Origin of the sequence: Streptomyces sp. NPDC058240 (genome assembly GCF_042882135.1) — a bacterium.
Classification (GTDB): domain Bacteria; phylum Actinomycetota; class Actinomycetes; order Streptomycetales; family Streptomycetaceae; genus Streptomyces.
In genome coordinates this window covers 494,094-516,393 of the sequence record NZ_JBHVWT010000001.1, presented here as the reverse complement: position 1 = coordinate 516,393, position 22,300 = coordinate 494,094, and the positions used below count along the sequence as shown (strand labels likewise).

Annotated in this window: 21 protein-coding genes; 7 read left to right on the top strand and 14 right to left on the bottom strand. The window is 70.6% G+C overall.

From position 1 onward, the window contains the following. Positions 1–32 precede the first annotated feature (32 nt). The 3 genes from ACFVX4_RS02345 to ACFVX4_RS02335 form a co-directional block, all read right to left on the bottom strand. A complete protein-coding gene (locus ACFVX4_RS02345; RefSeq protein WP_389971120.1) occupies positions 33–1,034 on the bottom strand; it encodes a ketoacyl-ACP synthase III in 1,002 nt (333 codons plus the stop codon). A 13-nt stretch (positions 1,035–1,047) separates the two neighbouring features. Then, complete coding sequence (locus ACFVX4_RS02340) at positions 1,048–1,962, bottom strand: ACP S-malonyltransferase (RefSeq protein ID WP_389972068.1); 915 nt, start codon at positions 1,960–1,962, stop codon at positions 1,048–1,050. Positions 1,963–2,051: 89 nt separating this feature from the next. Beyond that, the gene (locus tag ACFVX4_RS02335) at positions 2,052–3,251 is read right to left on the bottom strand and encodes a PucR family transcriptional regulator (protein WP_389971118.1); all 1,200 of its coding nucleotides are present in this window, start codon (positions 3,249–3,251) and stop codon (positions 2,052–2,054) included. 116 nt (positions 3,252–3,367) lie between these two features. On the opposite strand from ACFVX4_RS02335, the gene ACFVX4_RS02330 reads away from it, so the two are divergent. Continuing rightward, complete coding sequence (locus ACFVX4_RS02330) at positions 3,368–4,024, top strand: pirin family protein (protein ID WP_389971116.1); 657 nt, start codon at positions 3,368–3,370, stop codon at positions 4,022–4,024. A gap of 52 nt (positions 4,025–4,076) precedes the next feature. Here ACFVX4_RS02330 and ACFVX4_RS02325 read toward each other — a convergent pair whose 3' ends face one another. After that, positions 4,077–4,667 (bottom strand): GNAT family N-acetyltransferase, encoded by a 591-nt coding sequence (locus ACFVX4_RS02325; protein ID WP_389971114.1) that lies wholly within the window; start codon positions 4,665–4,667, stop codon positions 4,077–4,079. Between the two features lie 190 nt (positions 4,668–4,857). Between ACFVX4_RS02325 and ACFVX4_RS02320 the strand changes: the two genes are divergently transcribed. After that, complete coding sequence (locus tag ACFVX4_RS02320) at positions 4,858–6,123, top strand: DUF4157 domain-containing protein (RefSeq protein WP_389971112.1); 1,266 nt, start codon at positions 4,858–4,860, stop codon at positions 6,121–6,123. A 69-nt stretch (positions 6,124–6,192) separates the two neighbouring features. On the opposite strand, the gene ACFVX4_RS02315 is transcribed toward ACFVX4_RS02320, so the two are convergent. Both ACFVX4_RS02315 and ACFVX4_RS02310 read right to left on the bottom strand, forming a co-directional pair. After that, positions 6,193–6,459 carry a DUF397 domain-containing protein gene (locus ACFVX4_RS02315; protein WP_389971110.1) on the bottom strand — a complete coding sequence of 89 codons (267 nt, stop codon included), beginning with the start codon at positions 6,457–6,459 and terminating at the stop codon, positions 6,193–6,195. Next, positions 6,419–7,267, bottom strand: a complete 849-nt coding sequence (locus tag ACFVX4_RS02310; RefSeq protein WP_389971108.1) for a helix-turn-helix transcriptional regulator — start codon at positions 7,265–7,267, stop codon at positions 6,419–6,421. The genes ACFVX4_RS02315 and ACFVX4_RS02310 overlap by 41 nt, the downstream gene beginning before the upstream one ends. A gap of 85 nt (positions 7,268–7,352) precedes the next feature. Here ACFVX4_RS02310 and ACFVX4_RS02305 point away from each other — a divergent pair, with 85 nt between their 5' ends. Continuing rightward, the gene (locus ACFVX4_RS02305) at positions 7,353–7,787 is read left to right on the top strand and encodes an ATP-binding protein (RefSeq protein ID WP_389971106.1); all 435 of its coding nucleotides are present in this window, start codon (positions 7,353–7,355) and stop codon (positions 7,785–7,787) included. 6 nt (positions 7,788–7,793) lie between these two features. Here the strand turns inward: ACFVX4_RS02305 and ACFVX4_RS02300 are convergent, their stop codons facing one another. Beyond that, complete coding sequence (locus ACFVX4_RS02300) at positions 7,794–8,615, bottom strand: serine hydrolase domain-containing protein (RefSeq protein WP_389971104.1); 822 nt, start codon at positions 8,613–8,615, stop codon at positions 7,794–7,796. A gap of 70 nt (positions 8,616–8,685) precedes the next feature. Here ACFVX4_RS02300 and ACFVX4_RS02295 point away from each other — a divergent pair, with 70 nt between their 5' ends. Then, positions 8,686–9,147: a MerR family transcriptional regulator gene (locus ACFVX4_RS02295; protein ID WP_389971102.1), complete on the top strand. Its 462-nt coding sequence runs from the start codon at positions 8,686–8,688 to the stop codon at positions 9,145–9,147. Next, positions 9,147–10,163 (top strand): aldo/keto reductase, encoded by a 1,017-nt coding sequence (locus ACFVX4_RS02290; protein WP_389971100.1) that lies wholly within the window; start codon positions 9,147–9,149, stop codon positions 10,161–10,163. Before ACFVX4_RS02295 ends, ACFVX4_RS02290 begins: the two co-directional genes overlap by 1 nt. Before the next feature lie 54 nt (positions 10,164–10,217). Here ACFVX4_RS02290 and ACFVX4_RS02285 read toward each other — a convergent pair whose 3' ends face one another. The 6 genes from ACFVX4_RS02285 to ACFVX4_RS02260 all read right to left on the bottom strand — a co-directional run bounded on the left by ACFVX4_RS02285 (position 10,218) and on the right by ACFVX4_RS02260 (position 16,782). Next, on the bottom strand, positions 10,218–11,264 hold the full coding sequence (locus ACFVX4_RS02285) for an alpha/beta hydrolase (protein ID WP_389971097.1): 1,047 nt from the start codon (positions 11,262–11,264) through the stop codon (positions 10,218–10,220). Between the two features lie 180 nt (positions 11,265–11,444). Then, the gene (locus ACFVX4_RS02280; RefSeq protein WP_266419621.1) at positions 11,445–12,128 is read right to left on the bottom strand and encodes a response regulator transcription factor; all 684 of its coding nucleotides are present in this window, start codon (positions 12,126–12,128) and stop codon (positions 11,445–11,447) included. Continuing rightward, on the bottom strand, positions 12,125–13,465 hold the full coding sequence (locus ACFVX4_RS02275; protein ID WP_389971094.1) for a sensor histidine kinase: 1,341 nt from the start codon (positions 13,463–13,465) through the stop codon (positions 12,125–12,127). Before ACFVX4_RS02275 ends, ACFVX4_RS02280 begins: the two co-directional genes overlap by 4 nt. A gap of 118 nt (positions 13,466–13,583) precedes the next feature. Next, entirely contained in the window at positions 13,584–14,552 is a 969-nt protein-coding gene (locus ACFVX4_RS02270; protein ID WP_389971092.1) for a DUF4429 domain-containing protein, read from the bottom strand. An 85-nt stretch (positions 14,553–14,637) separates the two neighbouring features. Then, a complete protein-coding gene (locus tag ACFVX4_RS02265; RefSeq protein ID WP_389971090.1) occupies positions 14,638–15,849 on the bottom strand; it encodes an alpha/beta hydrolase in 1,212 nt (403 codons plus the stop codon). 267 nt (positions 15,850–16,116) lie between these two features. Next, on the bottom strand, positions 16,117–16,782 hold the full coding sequence (locus ACFVX4_RS02260; protein ID WP_389971088.1) for a TetR family transcriptional regulator: 666 nt from the start codon (positions 16,780–16,782) through the stop codon (positions 16,117–16,119). A gap of 117 nt (positions 16,783–16,899) precedes the next feature. On the opposite strand from ACFVX4_RS02260, the gene ACFVX4_RS02255 reads away from it, so the two are divergent. Together ACFVX4_RS02255 and ACFVX4_RS02250 are read left to right on the top strand one after the other, a co-directional pair. Beyond that, a complete protein-coding gene (locus ACFVX4_RS02255) occupies positions 16,900–18,510 on the top strand; it encodes an MFS transporter (protein WP_389971086.1) in 1,611 nt (536 codons plus the stop codon). Between the two features lie 188 nt (positions 18,511–18,698). Continuing rightward, entirely contained in the window at positions 18,699–19,076 is a 378-nt protein-coding gene (locus ACFVX4_RS02250; RefSeq protein ID WP_389971084.1) for a peptidase inhibitor family I36 protein, read from the top strand. Positions 19,077–19,197: 121 nt separating this feature from the next. On the opposite strand, the gene aceE is transcribed toward ACFVX4_RS02250, so the two are convergent. Next, positions 19,198–21,939 (bottom strand): pyruvate dehydrogenase (acetyl-transferring), homodimeric type, encoded by a 2,742-nt coding sequence (aceE, locus tag ACFVX4_RS02245; RefSeq protein ID WP_389971082.1) that lies wholly within the window; start codon positions 21,937–21,939, stop codon positions 19,198–19,200. Positions 21,940–22,300 lie beyond the last annotated feature (361 nt).

The following is a 22,300-nucleotide window of genomic DNA, read 5'->3' as shown; positions in this document are numbered from 1 at the left end:
TCGGACGTCCGGGCCTAAAAGGCCTGGTGTGCCTAGGGGAGGGTAACGACCGTCGCGGCGTAGACGAGACCCGCCCCGAAGCCGATGACGAGCGCGGTGTCGCCGCTCTTCGCCTGACCGGTCGCCAGAAGCCGCTCCATAGCGAGCGGAATCGAGGCGGCGGAGGTGTTGCCGGTGGTCTCCACGTCGCGCGCGACGGTGACGTTCTCCGGCAGCTTCAGGGTCTTCACCATCGAGTCGATGATCCGCATGTTTGCCTGGTGCGGAATGAAGACGTCCAGGTCTTCCGGGGCGATCCCGGCCGCGTCCAGCGCCTGCTGGGCGACCTTCGCCATCTCGAAGACGGCCCAGCGGAACACCGCCTGGCCCTCCTGCGTGATGGCCGGGAACTTCTCCGGGCGCTCGGCGTGGAACTCGTCCCACGCCACGGTCTGCTTGATGGTCTCGGACTTGTCGCCCTCGGAGCCCCAGACGGTCGGGCCTATGGCCGGCACCTTGGAGGGACCGACGACGACCGCACCGGCGCCGTCGCCGAAGAGGAAGGCCGTCGCGCGGTCCTCCTTGTCGGTGAGGTCGCTGAGCCGCTCCACGCCGATGACGAGCACGTACTCCGCCGAACCCTCGACGACCATGCCCTTGGCGAGGGTCAGCCCGTAGCCGAAGCCCGCGCAGCCGGCCGAGATGTCGAAGGCGGCGGGCTTGCCCGCGCCGACCAGGTGGGCGATCTCGGTCGCGATGGCCGGGGTCTGCTTGAAGTGCGAGACGGTGGAGACGATCACGGCGCCGATCTGGTCGGGCCTGATCCCGGAGTCCGCGATGGCCTTGCCGGACGCCTCGACGGACATCGCGGCCACGGTCTCCTCCTCGGAGGCCCAGTGGCGGGTGGCGATGCCGGAGCGCGAACGGATCCACTCGTCGGACGAGTCGATCGTCTCGAGGATCACCTCGTTGGGCACGACACGGGTCGGGCGGTAGCCGCCGACACCCATGATCCGTGCGTACGGGGCGCCCTGGCTGGGCTTGATCTTCGACATTCTCTCGGGCTCCTTAGGCGCCTGCGTGCTCGGAGATGAGCGCGCGGGCCGCGTCGAGGTCGTCGGGGGTCTTGAGCGCGAGTGTCTGGACACCGGGCAGCGCGCGCTTGGCGAGACCCGTGAGGGTGCCGCCGGGGCAGGCCTCGATGAGAGCCGTGACGCCCAGCTCCTTGAAGGTCTCCATGCACAGGTCCCAGCGGACCGGGTTGGCCACCTGGCCGACCAGCCGGGAGATGACCTCGTCGCCGGTGGCGACGGCCTTCCCGTCGGCGTTCGAGACATATGTCACGGCCGGGTCGGCGGTCTCCAGCTTCGCGGCGGCCTCGCGCAGCCGGTCGACGGCGGGGGCCATGTGGCTCGTGTGGAAGGCACCGGCGACCTTGAGGGGCACCACGCGGCGCACGCCCTCGGGCTTGTCCTCGACCAGCGCGGCGATCTGCGCGGCGGTGCCCGCGGCGACGATCTGGCCGGCCCCGTTGACGTTCGCCGGGGTCAGCCCGAGCTTCTCCAGGTGCGCGACCGACACGTCCGGGTCGCCGCCCAGCAGCGCCGCCATGCCGGTCTCGGTGACCGCCGCGGCCTCGGCCATGGCGAGCCCACGGGTCCGTACGAGACGCAGCGCGGCCTCGTCGCCGATGACTCCGGCGAGGGCTGCGGCGGTGATCTCGCCAACGCTGTGACCTGCGACGACGTTCGGCGACGCGTCGAGCGCGGCGGCCGACAGCAGACCTGCGGCCACCAGCAGCGGCTGTGCCACCGAGGTGTCACGGATCTCGTCCGCGTCGGCCTTGGTGCCGTAGTGGGCGAGGTCGAGCTCGATGGCGTCGGACCAGGCCGCGATGCGGTCGGCGGCACCGGGAAGGTCGAGCCAGGGAGTCAGGAAGCCGGGCGTCTGAGCGCCTTGGCCGGGAGCGACGAGTACGAGCACACTCACACTCTCTCTTGTGAACGGTCCGGAACACCCGTGGGGACAGGGACGAAGAACCGTATGGGGAATTGTTGATGTCCGACAAAAGTCTAGGACTGAGGATCTCTCGCGGCCAAGCGCCCCAGGATCAGGGCGATCCGCAGCGTGAACGCCGAACGAACGTCGGACGGTGACCATCCGGTGACGTCTGTCACACGTCGGAGCCGGTAGCGCACGGTGTTCGGGTGGACGAAGAGCATCCTGGCCGCGCCCTCCAGGCTGCTCGCCTGCTCCAGATACACACTCAGCGTTTCCAGGAGCGCGGAGCCCGCTTCTTCCAGCGGTCTGTAGATCTCCTCCACCAATTGGTCCCGTGCGGCGGGGTCGCCCGCCATCGCGCGCTCCGGCAGCAGATCGTCGGCGAGCACCGGACGCGGGGCGTCCTGCCAGGCACCGCACGCCTTGAGTCCGGCGGCGGCGGCCTGCGCGGACCGGGTGGCCGCCAGCAGGTCGGGCACCACGGGCCCGGCGACGACGGGTCCCGCCGCGTACGGGCCGATCAGCGCCTTTGCGACATGCAGCGGGTTGTCGCTGCCGCCCGCGATGACGACCAGGCGGTTGCCGAGCACTCCGGTCAGGACCTGGAGCTTCGCGTGCCGGGCGGCCCGCCTGATCGCCTCCACGGTCAGCTCGCTGTCGCCGTCCGGGGCGGTGCCGAGCACCACGCAGACGTGCTCGGGGGAGTTCCAGCCGAGCGCCGCGGCGCGTGACACGGCGCCCTCGTCGGCCTCGCCGGACAGCACCGCGTTCACCACGAGCGATTCCAGCCGGGCGTCCCAGGCGCCGCGCGCCTCGGCGGCCTGCGCGTACACCTGGGCGGTCGCGAAGGCGATCTCCCGGGCGTAGACGAGCAGCGCCTCGCGCAGCACCGACTCGTCGCCGGGCGCGGCGACCTCCTCGATCGCGGCCTCCATGACCTCGATCGTCGTACGCACCATCTCTACGGTCTGCCGCAGAGTGATCGCCCGGGTCAGCTCGCGCGGAGCCGTGCCGAACACATCGGTGGAGATGGCCTGCGGGGTCTCCGGGTGCCGGAACCACTCGGTGAACGCCGCGATACCGGCCTGGGCCACCAGGCCGATCCAGGACCGGTTCTCCGGTGGCATCGCCCGGTACCACGGCAGCGACTCGTCCATGCGGGCGATCGCGTTCGCGGCGAGCCGGCCGGAGGACTGTTCCAGGCGTTTCAGGGTCGCGGCATGCAGGTGGGCGGCGTTCGCATCGGGCTGCTCAGGATCGGGTCGGGGCACGGAGACAAGATTGCCTTATCGGGCCACGGGCACGGAGAGCCGGGGCGACCGCGGGTCGTACCGGCGGGTAGCGGCGCGCGGGTCGCGGGGGCGCCGCGCCCGGCTACCGTGGGCAGGTGATTTCCGTACACCGCGCCGAAGACCGTTTCCTGGGCGGGGACCAGGACGCCGGCATCCTGTCCCGGCACGCCTTCTCCTTCGGCAGCTTCTACGACCCGGACAATCTGCGCTTCGGCGCGATCCTGGCCTGCAACTCGGAGCGGCTGGCGCCCGGCGCGGGTTTCGACGAACACCCCCACAGCCATACGGAGATCGTCACCTGGGTCGTCGAGGGCGAGCTGACCCACCGCGACTCCACCGGTCGCGCCACGGTCGTACGGCCCGGCGACCTCCAGCACCTCGGTGCCGCCTCCGGCGTGCGCCATGTCGAACGCAACGACGGCGACGACCCGCTGACGTTCATTCAGATATGGCTGGCGCCGCTCGAACCGGGCGGCGAACCCTCGTACACGATCGTCCCCGGCATCGCCGACTCCACCCCGTACGCCCTCCCGGCGGCCGGTGCGATGCTGCATGTGCGCAGGCTGGGCGCGGGGGAGCGCGCGGCGGTGCCGGACGCGGCGCGGGTGTACGTCCATCTGGTGGCCGGGGGCGTACGGATCGGCGACGAGGAGCTGGAGCCGGGCGACTCGGTGCGGATCACCGGCGAGGAGGGGCTGGAGCTGGTGGCGGCCGGAACGGCCGAGGTGCTGATCTGGGAACTGTCGGCCTGACCTGGGCCCTGTCGTCGAACTGCCGTCTGCCGCGCGGCGTCTGGCACGCACGCTACCGGCCGTCGTCCCGGCGCCACATCGACCACATCGGCGGCCCGGCACGGAACGTCATCTCCTCGTGCACGGCGAAGCCGTGCCGCTGATAGAAGGTGAGATTACGGCGGTTGCTGGACTCCAGGAAGACCGGCCGCCCGTCCGCGTCCGCCCGCTCCAGCAGCCCGCCGAGCACCCGCGCCCCGCGCCCCGTGCCGCGCGCGTCCGCGCGGGTGCCGATGTACTCGACGTACCAGTGCTCGGGACCGGCCGGATGACGGTGCTCCATGGTGAACAACCGCCCGGCGGTACGCGGGAGTTGAGCCCGTCCCGCCCGCAGGAGCGGGCCCGCGTTGCGCAGCAGGTACGTCACCGGCAGCTTCCACTTCCCGGGCTCCGCCCACACCGCCGCGACCGTGCGCTCCGGGTCGGTCCACACCCGGCCGGCCGGGATCTGCTGGGCCAGGTGCGCGGTGAACAGCAGCCGCAGCCGCCGGTCCCGGTCGCGCGGCATCAGCCACGTCCAGACGGGGTCCTCGGCATAGGCGCCGGCGAGCACGGAGGCGAGCGCGGGGACGTCGGCGGCGGTAGCGCGGACTATGTCGGCCATGGCCGAGGAGGGTAGCGGGTTCCCGGGCTGCCTGACCCCGTCCCGCACAGGATGCGTCGAGCGGTCGCGTCGGCCATGGGGGTCTGTCCGGCGAGCCGGCCGATTCTGCCCTCGTGTACCTGGCCCGCACCGCGTGTTCCACGTAGTCATGGAGGGGATGAACCCCGTGCACCCCTCCGAAAGGCTTCTGATGCGCGCACGCGACTCCGATCGCGCCCTCGGCGGCGGCACCCACGAATCCGCTCGCGCGCGTACGCCGGAGAGGAGCCCGGACGCGAGGGAGTTCCCCGCACACATGCCGCTGGCCCTCCAGGGCACCCTGGGCAATGCCGCCGTCGTCCAGCTGCTCCGGCAGGCGGGCCACCCCTGGGCACAGCCCGAGGAGCAGCAGCACGAGGAGCACCAGCACGACGTACAGCGTTCCGCCGTCCACGACGTCCTGCGTACCGGCGGCAAACCCATGGGCGCCGGGCTCCGGGAGGAGATGGAGGCCCGTCTCGGCGCCGACTTCTCCGACGTACGCATTCACGACAACGGCGCCGCCCGCGCCTCGGCCGCCGAGGTCGGTGCCCGCGCCTACACGTCCGGCCACCATGTCGTCGTCGGCCACGGCGGAGGCGACAAACACACCCTCGCCCACGAACTGACCCACGTCATCCAGCAGCGGCAGGGCGCTGTCTCCGGCACCGACAACGGCGCGGGCCTGCGGATTTCCGACCCCTCGGACGCCTACGAACGGGCTGCGGAGCAGAACGCCCGCCGGGTCATGTCAGGACCGGTGCGGAGCCAGGCCCCCAGCGACCGGGAGACCCCCGGACCAGGCGTGTCCCCGACCACGGAGACACCGGTCCAGCGTGCCGGCGACTGGAAGAACAACCCGACCAAGAACGCCCTGTCCGATGCGAAGAAGGCCAACCCGGGCAATGCGCTCGTGCACACCTTGCACCACATCGTGCCCAAGTCGCTGCTCGAGAAATTCGCCGGTCTCCTCACCCCGACCCAGCTGACCGATGTCGTGACCGCTCTGGCGCCGGTCGCCCCGACGGCGTTCACGACGAACAACGACCAGCTCCCCTCCGTCTCCAAGGCTCTGAAGAACGTTCCGGCCAATTTCGCTCTCGGCCCCGAACCAGCGGTCAGGAACGACGACCCGGGCAGCAGCGGACCGGACCTCAACTTCACCGAGGACGGTTCCATCACACCCCGCTCCGAACAGCTGGAGCATGTCTACGACTTCATCGACGTGAAGGTCAGCGCCGGGGTGGCTGTCACGCAGGCGGAGTTGCAGAAAGAATTCATCGATCCGTTGTGGCAGGCCTGCACCGAGCACAACACCGTGGTCACCCGTCTCAACCTCGCCAACGGTGTGGGTCTCGACCCGAACCGGACGGCCTGGTCGGGTGACGCGGCCACGCGGTCCCAGCGCCGGACCCACATGATCGAACCGCTCGTCTGACGAAGGGGGTCGGGGACGACGGTCAGTCGTCCCCGACCCCCTGGGTCGTACGGATGTGTCGCGGCGGTGTCAGACGAGCCCGTCCACGAAGGACCGCCAGGCGGCGGCCCCGATCATCAGGACCGGCCCGTCGGGGCTCTTGCTGTCGCGGACGGGCACGGCGCAGGGGAGGCCGTCGACCACTTCGAGGCACTCGCCGCCGGTGCTTCCGCTGAAACTGGACTTGCGCCATGCGGCACCGCCGGTGACGGTGCACTCGACGCAGTCGCCGCCGGTGTTTCCGCTGTAACTGGACTTACGCCACTGCGCGTTCTTCAAGTCGCGGCTGGTTCCCATAACGCTCCTCCATCACGCGGGCGATCAACGCCGCCGACGCCTCGACGGAGAGGGCAGCGGCCTGCAAGCGAGCGTATCGGAGCGCGGCTTCCCGAATGGTGTCGGGGCAGGCGGTCATATGCCCGGAGATGAGGTCCTCCGTGTAGATGATGTCCGGGTCCTTGTCGAAGCGCATGAGGGTGAAGGACCCATCCAGGCTGGCGTGTTCACCAGCCGCGAAGGGCAGCACCTGGATTTCCGTCCAGCGGCGATTGGTGCGGTCCAACAGGCGGGCAAGTTGGTTCCGCATGACCTCGGGGCCGCCGATCGGCCGGTACAGCGCGGCCTCGTCGAGAATCGCTACGGTGAGCGGCGGCTGTTCCCGTTCCAGGATGCGTTGGCGCTCCATGCGAGCAGCCACCAGTCCTTCGAGGTCGTCCGGCATACCAGTGGCCAGCACGGCCCGCGCGTACTCCTCCGTCTGCAACAGCCCGTAGACCAACTGCGCCTGGTACGTGGAGATGTACGTCGCGCGGGCCTCCATGTCCGCGTACGGCTGGAACCAGGTCGGCAGCTGGCTGCGCAGGACCAGACCGACGAGGCGGGAGAACACGCCGTCCGTGCCGAGTGCCGCGTCCACGCGCTCGGAGAAGTCGCGGGTGGGCACCTTCTTCGCGGTCTCGATCTGACCGATGAGGGAACCGGTGCAGAAGATGATGTCGCCGAGCTGACCTTGTTTGAGGCCGTGGGCCTCCCTCTGGCGGCGCAACTCCCAGCCGTAGTAATCCAGTGGGGAAGCGCTCGGGTCGAGCGTATGGATGTTGGCCACGGCGGGGCACCTCCGGCGTTCAACGCCTCGCGGCGTTCGTTTCCGTACGTAGCCGAGCGTAACCAAACCGCTGCACGCTGGTGACATGAATCACGTAACTGCTCCGCCACCGGACAGCGTGGAACCGACCTATCACGCCGACTTCGCGGTGGGTGAGCACTCCGCACGGCATCTGCGCCGCATCCTGCACCTCTACCTCACCGGCTGGGAACTCCTCGACCTGGCCGACGCGGCGGAGCTGGCGCTGACCGAGCTGATCGCGAACGTGGTGCGGCACGTGCCCGGCCGTCGCTGTCAGACGTTCATCTTCCTGCTCCCGGCCGGGGGCGTGCGCGTCGAGGTCGCGGACGACTGTCCGGACGTGCCGAGGATGGTCCTGGGGGACGAACTCGACGAGGGTGGGCGGGGGTTGCTGCTGGTCGCCGCTCTCACCGACAGATGGGGTGTCGAGCCGCGCCGGGACGGGCGCGGCAAGACGGTGTGGTTCGAGTGCCTGGCCGCGAAGGCGGCCGACGGATGATCTCTCTCAGTGACCGGAGCGGAGCTCCGCGAGCACCGCGTCCGTGAACGGCGGCCACACTTCCGCTGCCCACGGGCCGAAGGCCCGGTCGGTCAGCGCGATGCACGCCGCGCCCGCGACCGGGTCGATCCACAGGAACGTCCCCGACTGCCCGAAGTGCCCGAAGGTCGCGGGCGACGAGGAACCGCCCGTCCAGTGCGGCGACTTGGAGTCACGGATCTCGAAGCCGAGCCCCCAGTCGTTGGGGTTCTGGTGACCGTAGCCCGGCAGTACGCCCTTCAGGCCCGGGTGTACGACGGTCTGCGCGGCCAGCACCGTGTGCGGGTCGAGCAGCTGGGGCACCTGTACCTCCGCCGCGAACCGTACGAGGTCGTCGACGGTCGAGACGCCGTCCTTGGCGGGCGAGCCGTCCACCGTGGTCGCCGTCATGCCCAGCGGTTCCAGCACCGCCTGGCGCACGTAGTCCGGGAACGGGATGTCGGTGGCCTTGGCTATGTGGTCGCCGAGCACCTCGAAGCCCGCGTTGGAGTAGAGCCGGCGGGTGCCGGGCGCGGCCGTCGTACGGTGCTCGTCGAAGGCGAGCCCGCTGGTGTGCGCGAGCAGGTGCCGGACGGTGGACCCTTCCGGACCTGCTGGTTCGTCCAGCTCGACCGCGCCCTCCTCGTACGCCACCAGCGCCGCGTAGGCCGCGATCGGCTTGGTGACGGAGGCGAGCGGGAAACGGTGCGCGGTCGGGCCGTGCGTACCGAGAACGGTGCCGTCCGCTCGTACGACGGCAACCGCCGCGGTGGGGACGGGCCAGTTGTCGATCATCGCCAGGCTCTGCATGCGTACGAGCCTAAACCCGTCCCCGTTTGCGCTTGCTTCGAGTGCACTCCAAGGTTCTAGCGTGGAGGTCATGACGGTGATGGAGAGCACTTCCGTGAAGGTGGACGTCTGCGCCTCGGCCCCGCGGCCGCATCCGCGTCCCGAGGGTCAGGACCGGTACACCATCAGTGAGGTCGCGGCCTTCACCGGGCTCACCGCGCACACCCTGCGCTGGTACGAGCGGATCGGGCTGATGCCGCACGTCGACCGGTCCCACACCGGCCAGCGCCGCTTCACCAACCGTGATCTGGACTGGCTGGCCTTCGTCGGCAAGCTGCGGCTGACCGGGATGCCGGTCGCCGACATGGTCCGGTACGCGGAGCTGCTGCGCGAGGGCGAGCACACCTTCGAGGAACGGCAGGAGCTGCTGGAGGCGACCCGCCGCGACGTGAGGACGCGGATCGCGGAGCTCCAGGACACCCTGGCCGTGCTCGACCACAAGATCGACTTCTATGCGAGCGCCCGACGGGCGCCGGAAAGGCCCAGTGCCTGATGTCTGACGACAAGATCACCACCGTGGAGCTCGGCAACGGCGGCCCGCAGGTCGGCGTGCAGGGACTCGGCTGCATGGGCATGAGCGAGTTCTACGGCGACACCGATGAGCCTTCCGCCCGCGAGACGCTGGAGACGGCGCTGGCGGCGGGCGTCACCCTCTTCGACACCGCGGATGTGTACGGCCTCGGCGCCAACGAGACCTTCCTCGCCCCGTTCGTCGGGGCGCACCGGGACGAGATCACGCTCGCCACGAAGTTCGCCATAGAGCGCAAGGAGGACGACGAGCACTACCGGGGAGTGCGCAACGACCCCGCGTACATCCGCCGGGCCGTCGAGGACAGCCTGCGACGGCTGAACACCGATGTCATCGACCTCTACTACATGCACCGCCGCAACCCGGACGTCCCGCTGGCCGAGTCCGTCGGCGCGATGGCCGAGCTGGTCCAGCAGGGCAAGGTCAAGCAGCTCGGGCTGAGCGAGGTGACCGGCGCGGAGCTGCGCGAGGCGTACGCGGTGCACCCGATCGCGGCCCTCCAGTCCGAGTGGTCGCTCTTCAGCCGGGACGTCGAGCGCAGCGCCGTACCGGCCGCCGTCGAGCTCGGGGTGACCGTCGTGCCGTACTCGCCGCTCGGCCGGGGCTTCCTGACCGGGGCGTTCACGGACGCGGCCAAGGAGCTGTCGGAGGGCGACTTCCGGAGGTACCAGCCTCGCTTCACCGGCGACAACGCAAAGAAGAACGCCGCCCTGCTGGAGCCCGTCCACAAGATCGCGGCGGCGCACGGGGTGTCGGCCGCGCAGGTGGCACTCGCCTGGGTGCAGCAGCGGGCCCAGGTGCACGGGCTGACCGTGGTGCCGATCCCGGGCACCCGCAAGAGCAGCCGGCTGCTGGAGAACGTGGCCGCCACCCGGCTCACGCTGACCGCGGAGGAGCTGGCACAGCTGGAGCCGATCGCGGGGCTGGTGGCCGGGGACCGGTACCCGGACATGAGCTCGACGTCGGCCGCGCGCGAGTAGCCGGTACGGGGCGGGGCAGCCGCCCCGGGCCCACCGCGCCTTCCGTCCCCGGGCTCACCGCGCCCTCCCCTCGGTGATCGCGGCGAAGGCGCGGAGCGAGTCCGTGCCCGGGGCGAAGTAGCCGGTGTGCCCGCGGGCGTCGTCGGCCGGGACGCGGCGTGCGCCGAACTCCGGGACGGCCGGGTCGGTGCCGTGGCCGAGCCCCGCCACCTCGACGTTCGGCACATTGCCGATCCAGTCCGTGGCGTCCTTCGCGGCCCAGACCCGGGCGCCGGTGCGCAGATCGGCGACATCGTCCGCGCGCATCCCGGGCGAGCCGAGGACGACCAGATCCGTGGCGCGCAGCCGGGACGCGGCGAGCCCGCACACGACGGAGCCGTAGCTGTGGCAGAACACGGCGGGCGCGGGCACGCCGTCCGCCGCGAGGCCGTCCGTGAACCGGGTCAGCCGGTCCGCCCCCGCCTCGGCGAGCGAGCCCGTCGCGGCGTCGATGCCGAGGCCCACGGGGGTGGTGTACCCGGCCCAGGCGATGACGGCACTGCCGGGACCGGTGCGGGCGTACAGGGCCTTCGCCATGCCGGCCGGAGTGCCGTACACATCCTTCGTACGGTCGAAGGTTCCGGCGTCGATGTCCGAGCCCGGCACCACGACCGCGACATGACGCGCGGTGCGCAGGTCCCCGAAGACCTCGGCGACCTGACCGCGTCCACGCGGGTCGAACGCGAGGATCTGTCGCCCTCGGCCCTCTCCGAGGTGGGCGTACCGGGGATCGTGACCGGCCCGCAGGGAACGGGCGTTGGCCCGGTAGCGCAACTCGACGGGGACGCCGTCCAGATTGCCGACGACGAGCGGGTGGCGTACGACCAGGGCCTGTTGCTGCGCGGCGGTCAACCCCCGGAAGAACCGGGCCACTTCGGCCGGTGTGCTCCGCCCGGGATCGGGCAGCTCCCGCCCGAGTGCGTGGTCCGCGCGCCAGGACGCGGTGCCCGGGGGCGGCCCGGTGAGGGCCTGCTGGGCGTTCCCGGACGCCCAACCGGCCGTCCCCGCCACCACGGTGGTGGCCAGCGCGACGGCGACCAGGGTCCTTGCGTAACGGCGCATCCCGTCGTCCTCCCTCTCCGGCTGACCCGGCTGTTCCGGCTCACGCGCGCCGTGCGGCGCGACGGAGAGGAAGGTAGGGAGAGGGCGGGTCCGGAGGCGTCACACCAGGGGGCCAAGTGCGGGGTCATACCGGGGTAGGGCACGTTTGCGGTACCGGGCAGGGGGAAGCGGGAAGAACCCTCACCCCTCGCCCGGCACCACCACCCCCGCCTCGTACGCGAAGATCACCGCCTGCGCCCGGTCCCGCAGGTCCAGCTTGGCCAGCACCCGGCCGATGTGCGTCTTCACCGTCTGCTCGGCCAGCACCAGCTTCCCCGCGATCTCCTGGTTGGACAGGCCCCGCGCGATCAGCTCCAGCACCTCCGTCTCGCGCGGAGTCAGCCCGTTCAGCCGCAGCGACTGGCCGCTCCGGGTGGCCCCGGTCGGGCCCTGCCGGGCGAAGTCCGCGATCAGGCGGCGCGTCACGGACGGCGCGAGCAGCGCCTCGCCCGCCGCGACCACCCGCACAGCCGAGATCAGGTCGGCCGGCGGCGCGTCCTTCAGCAGGAAGCCGGACGCCCCGGCGCGCAGCGCCTCGTACACGTAGTCGTCCACGTCGAACGTGGTGAGCATCAGGACCTTCGGCCGGTGCACCACCCCCACCGGCGGGTGCAGCAGCTCGCGGGCCGCCGCCAGGCCGTCCATCTCGGGCATCCGGACATCCATCAGGACCACGTCCGGGTGGACGCTCCGGCTGACGTCGATGCCCTGGCGCCCGTCCGGTGCCTCACCGACCACATCGATGTCGCTCTGCGCCGAGAGCAGCGCCGCGAACCCCGCCCGCACCATGGCCTGGTCGTCGACGATGATCACGCGGATGGTCAAGAGTCCTCCGAGGCCGTGGGCGTAACAGGGGTCAGGGGCAGTCGCGCCGCCACCCGGAAGCCGCCGTCGGGTAGCGGTCCGGTGTCCAGCGTGCCGCCCGTCAACCGTACGCGTTCGCGCATACCGACCAGGCCGTGCCCGGTCCCGGTCGTCTCCAGCGGCGAATCGGGCTGCTCCGCCCGGTCGTTGACCACCAGGACGGTCAGATGCGCGCCGTCGGACGTGATCGATATCCGGGTCCGCGCACCGGGCGCGTGCCGGATCACGTTCGCCAGTGCCTCCTGCACGATCCGGTACGCCGACAGGTCCACCGCCTGCCGTACGTCCGGCAGTTGAGCGGAGAGCGACAGCTCGGCCGGCAGCCCCGCCCGCACTGTCGCCTCCACCAGCTGCTGCACCCGGTCGAGCCCCGGCTGCGGTGCCCGCTCGCCCTCCGTGCCGTCGCTGCGCAGCACCGCGAGCAGCCGCCGCATCTCCGTCAGCGACTCCCGCGCGCTCGCCGCGATCACCTCGAACTCCTCGCGCGCCTGCTCGGGCAGCCCGCTGATCCGGTAGGGCGCGGAGTCGGCCTGGACCGTGATCACGGACATGTGGTGCGCGACCACGTCGTGCAGCTCACGGGCGATCCTGGTGCGCTCCTCCAGCAGCGTGCGCTGCGCCCGCTCGGCCTCGCTGATGGTCTCCTGCTCGGCGAGCCGGCGCTGTGCGTCGCCCCGTTCCCGGATCACCGCACCGATCACTACGGGCACCGCACCGAACACCGGGAGCAGCCCCGCGATGCTGCGGTCAGTGGCGGTCAGGTGCAGGACCAGGCTCGCCGCGGCGGTCAGCGCCCAGACGGAGACCACGGTCCGCCGGGTCTCGCGCAGGGCCACCGCCAGCATCACGAAGAGGTAGCAGATCAGCGTGGGCGGGGGCCACGGCCAGATGCCCATCGGCCGGTCCGGGTACTGCAGCAGTACCAGCGCCCCCACGATGTCGGCGGGGAAGATGATCCACCACGCCTGCAACGGGCGGTGCGCCAGCATCAGCAGCGGCGCGGTCTGGGCGACGGTCAGCAGGCCCGCCAGTCCCTCGGCCATACCGTATTCGTTGGTCAGCACATTGAGCGTGACCGGAACGAAGATCGCCGCGAGGATGAGGACGACCACGTACGGCAGCAGCCTCCGCCACCGTTTGGACGCGTTCGCGAGCGGCGGGACCGGGGGATGGGACGGATGGGAGAGCCCGTGGACGATCTCGCGCAGATTGCGGCGGGCGGCGTTCACCAGGCCGTCGGCGGCGGGCTGCGGGCGCGGCGGCGCCCCGGGCGGGGTGCGGGGCGGGGATGTGGTCATGGCCGCATCAGCCTAGGGAGCGGACCGGGCCGGTGGCGTCATACCCGGGTTCCGGTTCGCCGCCGCCCCTCTCGTACGGGGGTACTACCGGCCGATCGGGCCGACAGGCCGCAAGGCCCTACAACTCGGCGAGCAGTTGGGCCTTCTTGGCGCTGAACTCGTCGTCCGTCACCAGACCGGCCTGGTGCAGCTCCCCGAGGTGCCGGATCCGCTCCGCGATGTCCGCTGGGTCGCGCCGTCCCGTGCCCGCCAGGACGGCCGCGGGCACGGCGGCAGTGGAATGGTTCCTGCGCACCGATTCCAGCACGGCCGCGGCGAACGGCAGCGACTCGTGCACCGGGCCGTAGCCGAGACCGAAGACCACTGCGGCCGGGTCCTGATCGGCCCGGGTGGGGCGGGGCGCCACCGGCTGCGGGCACTGCACCGCGCCCGGATCCGCGACCGTGCCCGCACCGCTGCTCCGGGTGGGGTCCGCGCCCGTGCCCGGCCCCGGGACCGCGTTCTCCAGGCCCCTGGGCACCAGCCGCAGATAGCCCTCGAACGCCTCCGGCGAGCGCCACTCGACACCGCTCAGCTCCGTCACCGGAAACGTCTGGTCGCCGGCCTTCCACTTCGCCGTGGAGGCGCCCGTCCAGAACCAGCGGAAGGAGACCCGGTGCCCGTCGAAGCCGGCCCGGCCGTCGTACGCCTTGAACTGCATCGGCGCCTCGGGCGCCGCGACCAGGAACCGTTCGGCGGGCTCCGCCGCGTCGGGGCCCAGCCGGGCACGCAGTTCGTCCGCGTAGTACTCGGCCAGCGTCTCGCGCTCGGCGGGGAGCACCAGCCGGTACGGATCGCAGCCGTCCTTCAGCTGCCCCGCCGCGGCCTCGACCAACGGGTCGGCGCCCCGTCTCGGCACGGCACGCAGGACCACCGTGCCCCGCTTGCCCGGGGTCAGCGTCACCGACGACAGCGCCGCGTGCGGGACGCGTCGTTCACGGAGGCTCTGGAAGAGCTTCGGTGTGCGGATTCCCCGTTCGAAGCGGATGAGCACGGAGTCGGTGTCGAACTCCCAGGTGGCATGAATTCCGGCCAGCACATCACCCATGTGCCTCATCGTATGCGGCACTTGCCTCGCACGTCCCCCCTCGGAGCAGGCTGTGGTCGATGGTCCGCCAGGGCCCCTGCGCCCGTCAGATGCCCTGGCTTCCGGTGATTCGTTCGCGGCAGCCGCTGTCGGAGACCGCGCAGCTCACCGATTCGTAGGCGCCCACGCCGATGGCGGCGAAGTTGCCGAGGCTCTTGGTACCCGGCTCGAAATAGCCGCTGTGCCCGACCGCGTCGCCCGCCGAGACGATGCGCGCGCCGAAGCCCGGGTCGACCGGGTCGGCCCCGTGGCCCAGGCCGCCGAGCTCCAGGTTCGGTACGTCCTGGATCCAGTCGTCGCGGTCCCGCATCGCCCACACCCTGGCTCCGGTGTGCAACTGCGCGGCGTTCTCCACCCGCATGCCGGGGCTGCCGGCCACCGCGATGTCGCCGACCCTGGAGGGCAGTTCATGTGCGGCGACCCCGCACAGCACCGAGCCGTAGCTGTGGCAGAACAGCGAGACCGGGGCGTCCCCGGGCAGCGCGCCCACCAGCGCGTTCAGCCGCACCGCCCCGCGCTCGGCGAGGTTGCCCAGGGCCGCGTCCATGCCGATACCGGCGGGCGTGGTGTAGTCGGCCCAGGCGATGACGGCGGTACGGATGCCGGGGCGCGCGGCGCGCTCCGCCGCGTACAGCGACTTCGCCATGCCGACCGGGGCGGCGTTCACCTTGGGCGCGGGCCGCTCCAGCGTCAGTAGATTGGTGTCGACGCCGGGGACGATCACGGAGACCCGGTCGGCCCGGTCGAGACTGCCGAACACCTCCGCGGCGCGGCCCTTCCCGGACGGGTCGAAGGCGAGGAAGTGGCGACCGCGGTCGAGCATCGAGTCGAAGCGGTTCATCCGGCGGACCGCCTCGGCGCGGCCGTCGGGGGAGAGCCGCACGTCGTGCATGCGCCGCCGCTCGACCTCCCGCGCCTGCACCACGGCCCGCCGATTGGCGCGGTAGCGCAGGGTGACCGGGGCACCGTTCAAATTGCCCACGACCAAGGGGTACTTGTCGGCCAGTCCGGCGCGCTGCGCGGCCGTGAGCGTGGCGAAGAAACGGGCCAGCCGGTACGACGGCGCGTCGGCGTCCGGCAGCGCATGACCCGCCACCCGGCCCCGCGCCCAGGCGGCGAGTGCGACGGTGCGTGGCTCGTCGGAGTGTTGATGACGTACGGCGGTCCAGCCAGTGGTCGCCAGCATCACGAACACGACCGCGACGGCGAGCAGCGCGCGCCAAGCGGTGAGCGTGGGGGAGGAGTCGAAGGAAGTCACTCCGGCCCACATTAGGAGACGCGCGACGGCAGCCGTGAAGAGGGTGACGCACATCACTCGGCTGCGGGGAATTCGAGCGCGTGCTTTTCACGCTGTGTGGTTGTCACACGCACGCTCAGGCGCGCGGAACGCCTCCGGGACGTCACATGTGGCCGCCGGGGCGCGGCTGTTGTGAAGTCGGTCATGCCGCGGCGGTGAGGCATGCGGCACATCGGACGGGGGCTGTCGTCACGATCGGACGGGTCTGTTGTCACGCCGGGCCCGTCGTCACGCCGAATCGGCGTCCGCCCGCCAGTTTCCGGCCAGCGCCGGTCCGAGCTGGTCCAGGTACGCCTCGGTCAGGGCGCGCAGCGAATCCACATCGGCGTCCCGGCCCCGCCCCCAGAGCTGACCGCTCACCCGCATCACTCCGCAGAACGCGGCCACGGCGACCCTCGGCCGCGGGTCCTCGTCCACGTCGAGCCCCTCGCGCGCGGCGATCAGCAGCGCGACCTGGTTCTCCAGGTCGCTGCACCGTCGCAGGTGGGCGGCGAGCAGCGAGGGCGTCGATTCGATCATCCGGTACGTACGCATGTGGAGTTCGACCGTGACGATCTCCTCGATCGCCTCGCCGATGCTGCTCCAGGCGCAGAGGGCCGCGCTGCGCATCGCCTCGAACGGGGCCTCCGGGGCGGGACGCCGGAGCAGCTCCGAGAGGAAGCGCGACTCGACCATCTCCTGGATGGCGAAGGCGGCCTCCTCCTTGGAGGCGAAGTAGCGGAAGAAGGTGCGCTGGGAGACCTCGACCGCGTCGACGATCTCGTCGACGGTGGTCTCGTCGTACCCCTGGGTGGTGAAAAGATCGAGGGCGGCGTGCAGCAGGGCGTCCCGGGTGCGTCGCTTCTTCCGTTCGCGCAGTCCGGTCGGATGCACGGCCCGCTGCCCATCGGTCACTTAACCGGCCTTCTTTCTCCTGCTTTGTCCAGCTCAGCGTACCTGTGAGCTACGTGACAGTTACCGACTTGTGAAATTGTTTGTCAACTGTCAGAGGCTGACACTAATCTCCCGAGTATGACTAGTCAGACCACCGTCGACAAGGCGTCGCGGGAGCCGCAGGAAACCGCCGCTCCCGCACCTGCCAAGGGGCTGCGCGGCCACCCCTGGCTGACGCTCTTCTCCGTGGCCATCGGCGTGATGATGGTCGCGCTCGACGGCACGATCGTCGCGATCGCCAACCCCGTCATCCAGCAGGACCTGCACGCCTCGCTCGCAGACGTCCAGTGGATCACCAACGGCTACATGCTCGCCCTCGCGGTCTCCCTGATCACTGCGGGCAAACTCGGTGACCGGTTCGGTCACCGCCAGACCTTCCTGATAGGCGTCGTGGGCTTCGCCGCGGCATCCGGGGCGATCGGCCTGTCCGACAGCGTCGCCCTGGTGATCGTGTTCCGGGTGCTCCAGGGCCTCTTCGGCGCCCTGCTGATGCCCGCCGCGCTCGGCCTGCTGCGCGCCACCTTCCCGGCCGAGAAGCTGAACATGGCGATCGGCATCTGGGGCATGGTGATCGGCGCCTCGACCGCGGGTGGCCCGATCCTCGGCGGCGTGCTCGTCGAGCACGTCAGCTGGCAGTCCGTCTTCTTCATCAATGTGCCGGTCGGTGTGATCGCGCTGGTGCTGGGCCTGGTGATCCTCAAGGACCACCGCGCCGAGAACGCGCCGCGCTCCTTCGACATCGGCGGCATCGTGCTGCTGTCGCAGGCGATGTTCTGCCTGATCTGGGCGCTCATCAAGGGATCCGAATGGGGCTGGGGCGACTACAAGACGCTCGGCTTCCTGGGCGCCGCCGTGGCGCTGTTCGTGGTCTTCGCCCTCTCCCAGAAGAACGTCCGGGAACCGCTGATCCCGCTCGCGATGTTCCGGTCCGTGCCGCTGTCCGCGGGCGCGGTCCTGATGGTGCTGATGGCCTTCGCGTTCATGGGCGGGCTGTTCTTCGTCACCTTCTACCTCCAGAACGTGCACGGTCTGAGCCCCGTCGACAGCGGTCTGCACCTGCTGCCGCTGACCGGCATGATGATCGTCGCCTCGCCGCTCGCCGGCGCCATGATCACCAAGTTCGGCCCGCGGGTTCCGCTGGTCGGCGGCATGGTGTGCACGGCGGTCGCCATGTTCGGCATGTCCCAGCTGGACATCGGCACCGGCACCCTGACCATGTCGATCTGGTTCGGTCTGCTCGGCCTCGGCCTCGCCCCGGTGATGGTCGGCGCCACCGAGGTCATCGTCGGCAACGCCCCCATGGAGCTCTCCGGCGTCGCGGGTGGTCTCCAGCAGGCCGCCATGCAGGTCGGCGGCAGCCTCGGTACGGCGGTGCTCGGCGCCGTCATGGCGTCCCAGGTCGACTCCAAGCTGGCCGACAACTGGAAGGCGGCGGAGCTCCCGCCGCTCAGCCCGCAGCAGCTGGACCAGGCGTCCTCGGCCGTCGAGGTCGGCATCCCGCCGGTCGACGGGAACGTTCCGCCGGAGGTCGCGGGGAAGATCGCGGGCGTCGCCCATGACACCTTCGTGTCAGGGATGAGCACGGCGTTCATGGTCGCCGGCATCGTCGCGGTGGTCGCCGCGCTGGTCGCCACGCTCACCAAGCGCGGTGCTAACGCCGAGGCGGGCGCGGGCGCCGGCCACATCTGACCGGTCGCGCGACGACGCCCCGGGCTCCGTGCCCACGCGTCAACACAGTGCGTACAACAGCCCCGCCGGACCCTTCCGGCGGGGCTGTCGCCTATCAGGGTGGTGTGGCCCGAGGCCCCTTCCCCGGGCCTTGCTCCGCAGGTCAGGGTGCATGCAACTGATTCGCACCACCACGGGGGACGACTTCCATGCGTACGACCGTTCTTGCCACCACCCTGGCCGCCGCTTCCCTGGCCGCCACCGCCCTGATCCCGCAGACCGCGGCCCACTCCGCGCCCGTCGGGCTCGGGTCCTGCGCCGCCGGCCAGCTCTGCCTCTGGGACGCGCCGGACTTCACCGGCACCCGCCGGACCCATGAGCTGTCCACGACCGACATCGAGAGCTGTGTCCCGCTGCCGAAGGGCAGCAAGGTCCAGGCGCTCGCCAACCGCACCGGCCGCCCCGTCACCACGTACCAGTCGGCGGAATGCGCCGAGACCGGTGAGTTCGAGACCTACCCGGGCGGCGGCACCTGGGTGCCCCGGTCCCCGTACCAGGTCAGGGCCTTCAAGATCTGGGAGAACTGACCGCAGGACGCAGAACCGGCCGCGGACGCCGGAAGGCGGAGAGCGCCGGCCGCGGACGCCGAAGGGCGGCGGGACCGTTTGGTCCCGCTGCCCTTCATGCGTACTCCGTCGTGCCCGGGGCCTACGCGTCGCCGCCGGCCGCGCCCGGGTTGGCCGCCGTGACATCCAGCAGCTCGTACCGGTCGATGGCCTGCTTCAGCAGCGAACGGTCGACCCGATTCTCCTTCGCGAGCTCGGTGAGCACCGCGAGGACGATCGACTGCGCGTCGATGTGGAAGAACCGGCGGGCCGCGCCACGGGTGTCGGCGAAGCCGAAGCCGTCCGCACCCAGCGACTGGTACGCGCCGGGCACCCAGCGCGAGATCTGGTCCGGCACCGAACGCATCCAGTCCGAGACCGCCACGAACGGACCCTCGGAGCCGGAGAGCTTCCGCGTCACGTACGGGACGCGCTGCTCCTCCTCCGGGTGCAGCAGGTTGTACCGCTCCACGTCCACGGCCTCGCGGCGCAGCTCGTTCCAGGAGGTCGCCGACCAGACGTCCGCCCGGACGTTCCACTCGTCGGCGAGGATCCGCTGCGCCTCGACCGCCCACGGGACCGCCACACCGGACGCCATGATCTGGGCCGGGATCTCGCCCCGCTCGGCGGCCTTGAAGCGGTAGACACCCTTGAGGATGCCCTCGACGTCCACGTTCTCGGGCTCGGCCGGGTGCTGGATCGGCTCGTTGTAGACCGTGAGGTAGTAGAAGACGTCCTCGTTCTCGTCGGGGGTCCCGCCGTACATCCGGCGCAGACCGTCCTTGACGATGTGCGCGATCTCGTAGCCGAACGCCGGGTCGTACGCGACACAGCCCGGGTTGGTCGAGGCGAGCAGCTGCGAGTGGCCGTCCGCGTGCTGGAGACCCTCACCGGTCAGCGTCGTACGGCCGGCGGTCGCACCCAGCACGAAGCCGCGCGCGAGCTGGTCGGCCATCTGCCAGAACTGGTCACCGGTGCGCTGGAAACCGAACATCGAGTAGAAGACGTACACCGGGATCAGCGGCTCGCCGTGCGTGGCGTACGCCGAACCGGCGGCGATCAGGGACGCCGTGCAGCCGGCCTCCGAGATGCCGTCGTGCAGCATCTGACCGGTCGGCGACTCCTTGTACGCGAGCAGCAGATCGCGGTCCACCGCCTCGTACTGCTGGCCCAGCGGATTGTAGATCTTCGCGCTCGGGAAGAAGGCGTCCATACCGAAGGTGCGGTACTCGTCGGGCGCGATCAGCACGAAACGCCTGCCGATCTCCTTGTCCCGCATGAGGTCCTTCAGGATGCGGACGAACGCCATGGTGGTGGCGATCGACTGCTGACCGGAACCCTTCTTCGCGGTCGCGTACGTCTTGTCCTCGGGGAGGGCCAGCGGCTTCGCACGCACCACGCGGGTCGGGACGTAACCGCCCAGACCCTTGCGACGGTCGTGCATGTACTGGATCTCCTCCGAGTCGCGGCCCGGGTGGTAGTAGGGCGGGTAGCCCTCGTCCAGCTGCTTGTCCGTGATCGGGATGTGCAGTCGGTCACGGAACCGCTTGAGGTCCTCGACCGTGAGCTTCTTCATCTGGTGGGTCGCGTTGCGGCCCTCGAAGTTCGGCCCCAGGGTCCAGCCCTTGACCGTCTGCGCCAGGATCACCGTCGGCTGGCCCTTGTGGGCCTTGGCCGCCGCGTAGGCCGCGTAGACCTTCTTGTGGTCGTGACCGCCGCGGCCCAGGTGCAGGATCTGGTCGTCGGTCATGTCCTTGACCATGTCGCGCAGCCGCGCGTCGTCCCCGAAGAAGTGGTCACGGATGTACGCGCCCGACTCGGTGGCGTACGTCTGGAACTGGCCGTCCGGCGTGGTGTTCAGCTTGTTGACCAGGATGCCCGTGCGGTCCTGCGCGAGCAGCGGGTCCCAGGAGCGGTCCCAGACCAGCTTGATGACGTTCCATCCGGCGCCGCGGAACTGCGACTCCAGCTCCTGGATGATCTTGCCGTTGCCGCGCACCGGGCCGTCGAGCCGCTGGAGGTTGCAGTTGACCACGAAGGTGAGGTTGTCCAGGCCCTCACGGGCGGCGATGGAGAGCTGGCCGAGCGACTCGGGCTCGTCCATCTCGCCGTCGCCCAGGTACGCCCAGACATGGGACTTGGAGGTGTCGGCGATGCCGCGCGCCTCCATGTAGCGGTTCATCCGGGCCTGGTAGATCGCGCCGAGCGGGCCGAGGCCCATCGAGACGGTCGGGAACTCCCAGAAGTCCGGCATCAGCCGCGGGTGCGGGTAGCTGGACAGGCCGTTGGGCGCCTTCGACTTCTCCTGGCGGAAGGCGTCGAGCTGCGCCTCGCTCAGCCGGTCGAGCAGGTAGGCGCGGGCGTAGATACCCGGGGACGCGTGCCCCTGGAAGAAGATCTGGTCGCCGCCCAGACCGTCGTCCTTGCCGCGGAAGAAGTGGTTGAAGCCCACGTCGTACAGCGAGGCCGAGGAGGCGAAGGTGGCGATGTGGCCGCCGACACCGATGCCCGGACGCTGGGCGCGCGACACCATCACGGCCGCGTTCCAGCGGGTCGCGTTGAGGACCTTGCGCTCGATCTCCTCGTCGCCGGGGAAGAACGGCTCGTCCTTCGTGGCGATCGTGTTCACGTAGTCCGTACTGCGCATCTCCGGCACGGCGACACGCTTCTCGCGCGCGCGCTCGATGAGCCGGAGCATCAGATAACGGGCCCGCTCACGACCTCGCTCGTCGACCGCGGCGTCGAGCGAGTCGAGCCATTCCTGGGTCTCTTCGGGATCGAAGTCCGGGACCTGGCTCGGCAGGCCGCCAATGATGATCGGGTTGCGATCGGATCCGGAAGCCACGCTGTTCCTTCGCTGTTCGGTGGTGCTCTACGGGGCCTGATCGAGGGAGAACATGCCCCCGGGATGTATGCAAGTACGCCATCACCATCGTGTACCGCGAGGGCGCAAACGTCATCTCTACCGAGGGGTAACCGCCGTGTTGTGAGACATCGCGTACGGAGCGCGGGGATGGTCCGGGCCAAACCGCAACCATACGCCCAACCCGTCCAAGCGTTCCCAAAGGATGTTCGACTCCGAATGGCGGACCGAAACGGCATAAGCTGTGGAAGGACGTAAAGGGTGCGGACGGAAGCGCCGGGCCCCCGCAGGGGGCCTGCCGACAGTGCGGCGACGTGGCAGGGAACGTCACCGTTTAGGCGGT

What these genes read in the sequence shown, in the direction of transcription:
- ACFVX4_RS02290 (WP_389971100.1), top strand. Translation starts at nt 9,147, where the DNA reads ATGTCTGACGACAAGATCACCACCGTGGAGCTCGGCAACGGCGGCCCG.
- ACFVX4_RS02270 (WP_389971092.1), bottom strand. Translation starts at nt 14,552, where the DNA reads ATGGGTGATGTGCTGGCCGGAATTCATGCCACCTGGGAGTTCGACACC.
- ACFVX4_RS02320 (WP_389971112.1), top strand. Translation starts at nt 4,858, where the DNA reads ATGCGCGCACGCGACTCCGATCGCGCCCTCGGCGGCGGCACCCACGAA.
- ACFVX4_RS02250 (WP_389971084.1), top strand. Translation starts at nt 18,699, where the DNA reads ATGCGTACGACCGTTCTTGCCACCACCCTGGCCGCCGCTTCCCTGGCC.
- ACFVX4_RS02255 (WP_389971086.1), top strand. Translation starts at nt 16,900, where the DNA reads ATGACTAGTCAGACCACCGTCGACAAGGCGTCGCGGGAGCCGCAGGAA.
- ACFVX4_RS02285 (WP_389971097.1), bottom strand. Translation starts at nt 11,264, where the DNA reads ATGCGCCGTTACGCAAGGACCCTGGTCGCCGTCGCGCTGGCCACCACC.
- ACFVX4_RS02315 (WP_389971110.1), bottom strand. Translation starts at nt 6,459, where the DNA reads ATGGGAACCAGCCGCGACTTGAAGAACGCGCAGTGGCGTAAGTCCAGT.
- ACFVX4_RS02305 (WP_389971106.1), top strand. Translation starts at nt 7,353, where the DNA reads ATGAATCACGTAACTGCTCCGCCACCGGACAGCGTGGAACCGACCTAT.
- ACFVX4_RS02345 (WP_389971120.1), bottom strand. Translation starts at nt 1,034, where the DNA reads ATGTCGAAGATCAAGCCCAGCCAGGGCGCCCCGTACGCACGGATCATG.
- ACFVX4_RS02295 (WP_389971102.1), top strand. Translation starts at nt 8,686, where the DNA reads ATGACGGTGATGGAGAGCACTTCCGTGAAGGTGGACGTCTGCGCCTCG.
- ACFVX4_RS02300 (WP_389971104.1), bottom strand. Translation starts at nt 8,615, where the DNA reads ATGCAGAGCCTGGCGATGATCGACAACTGGCCCGTCCCCACCGCGGCG.
- ACFVX4_RS02325 (WP_389971114.1), bottom strand. Translation starts at nt 4,667, where the DNA reads ATGGCCGACATAGTCCGCGCTACCGCCGCCGACGTCCCCGCGCTCGCC.
- ACFVX4_RS02275 (WP_389971094.1), bottom strand. Translation starts at nt 13,465, where the DNA reads ATGACCACATCCCCGCCCCGCACCCCGCCCGGGGCGCCGCCGCGCCCG.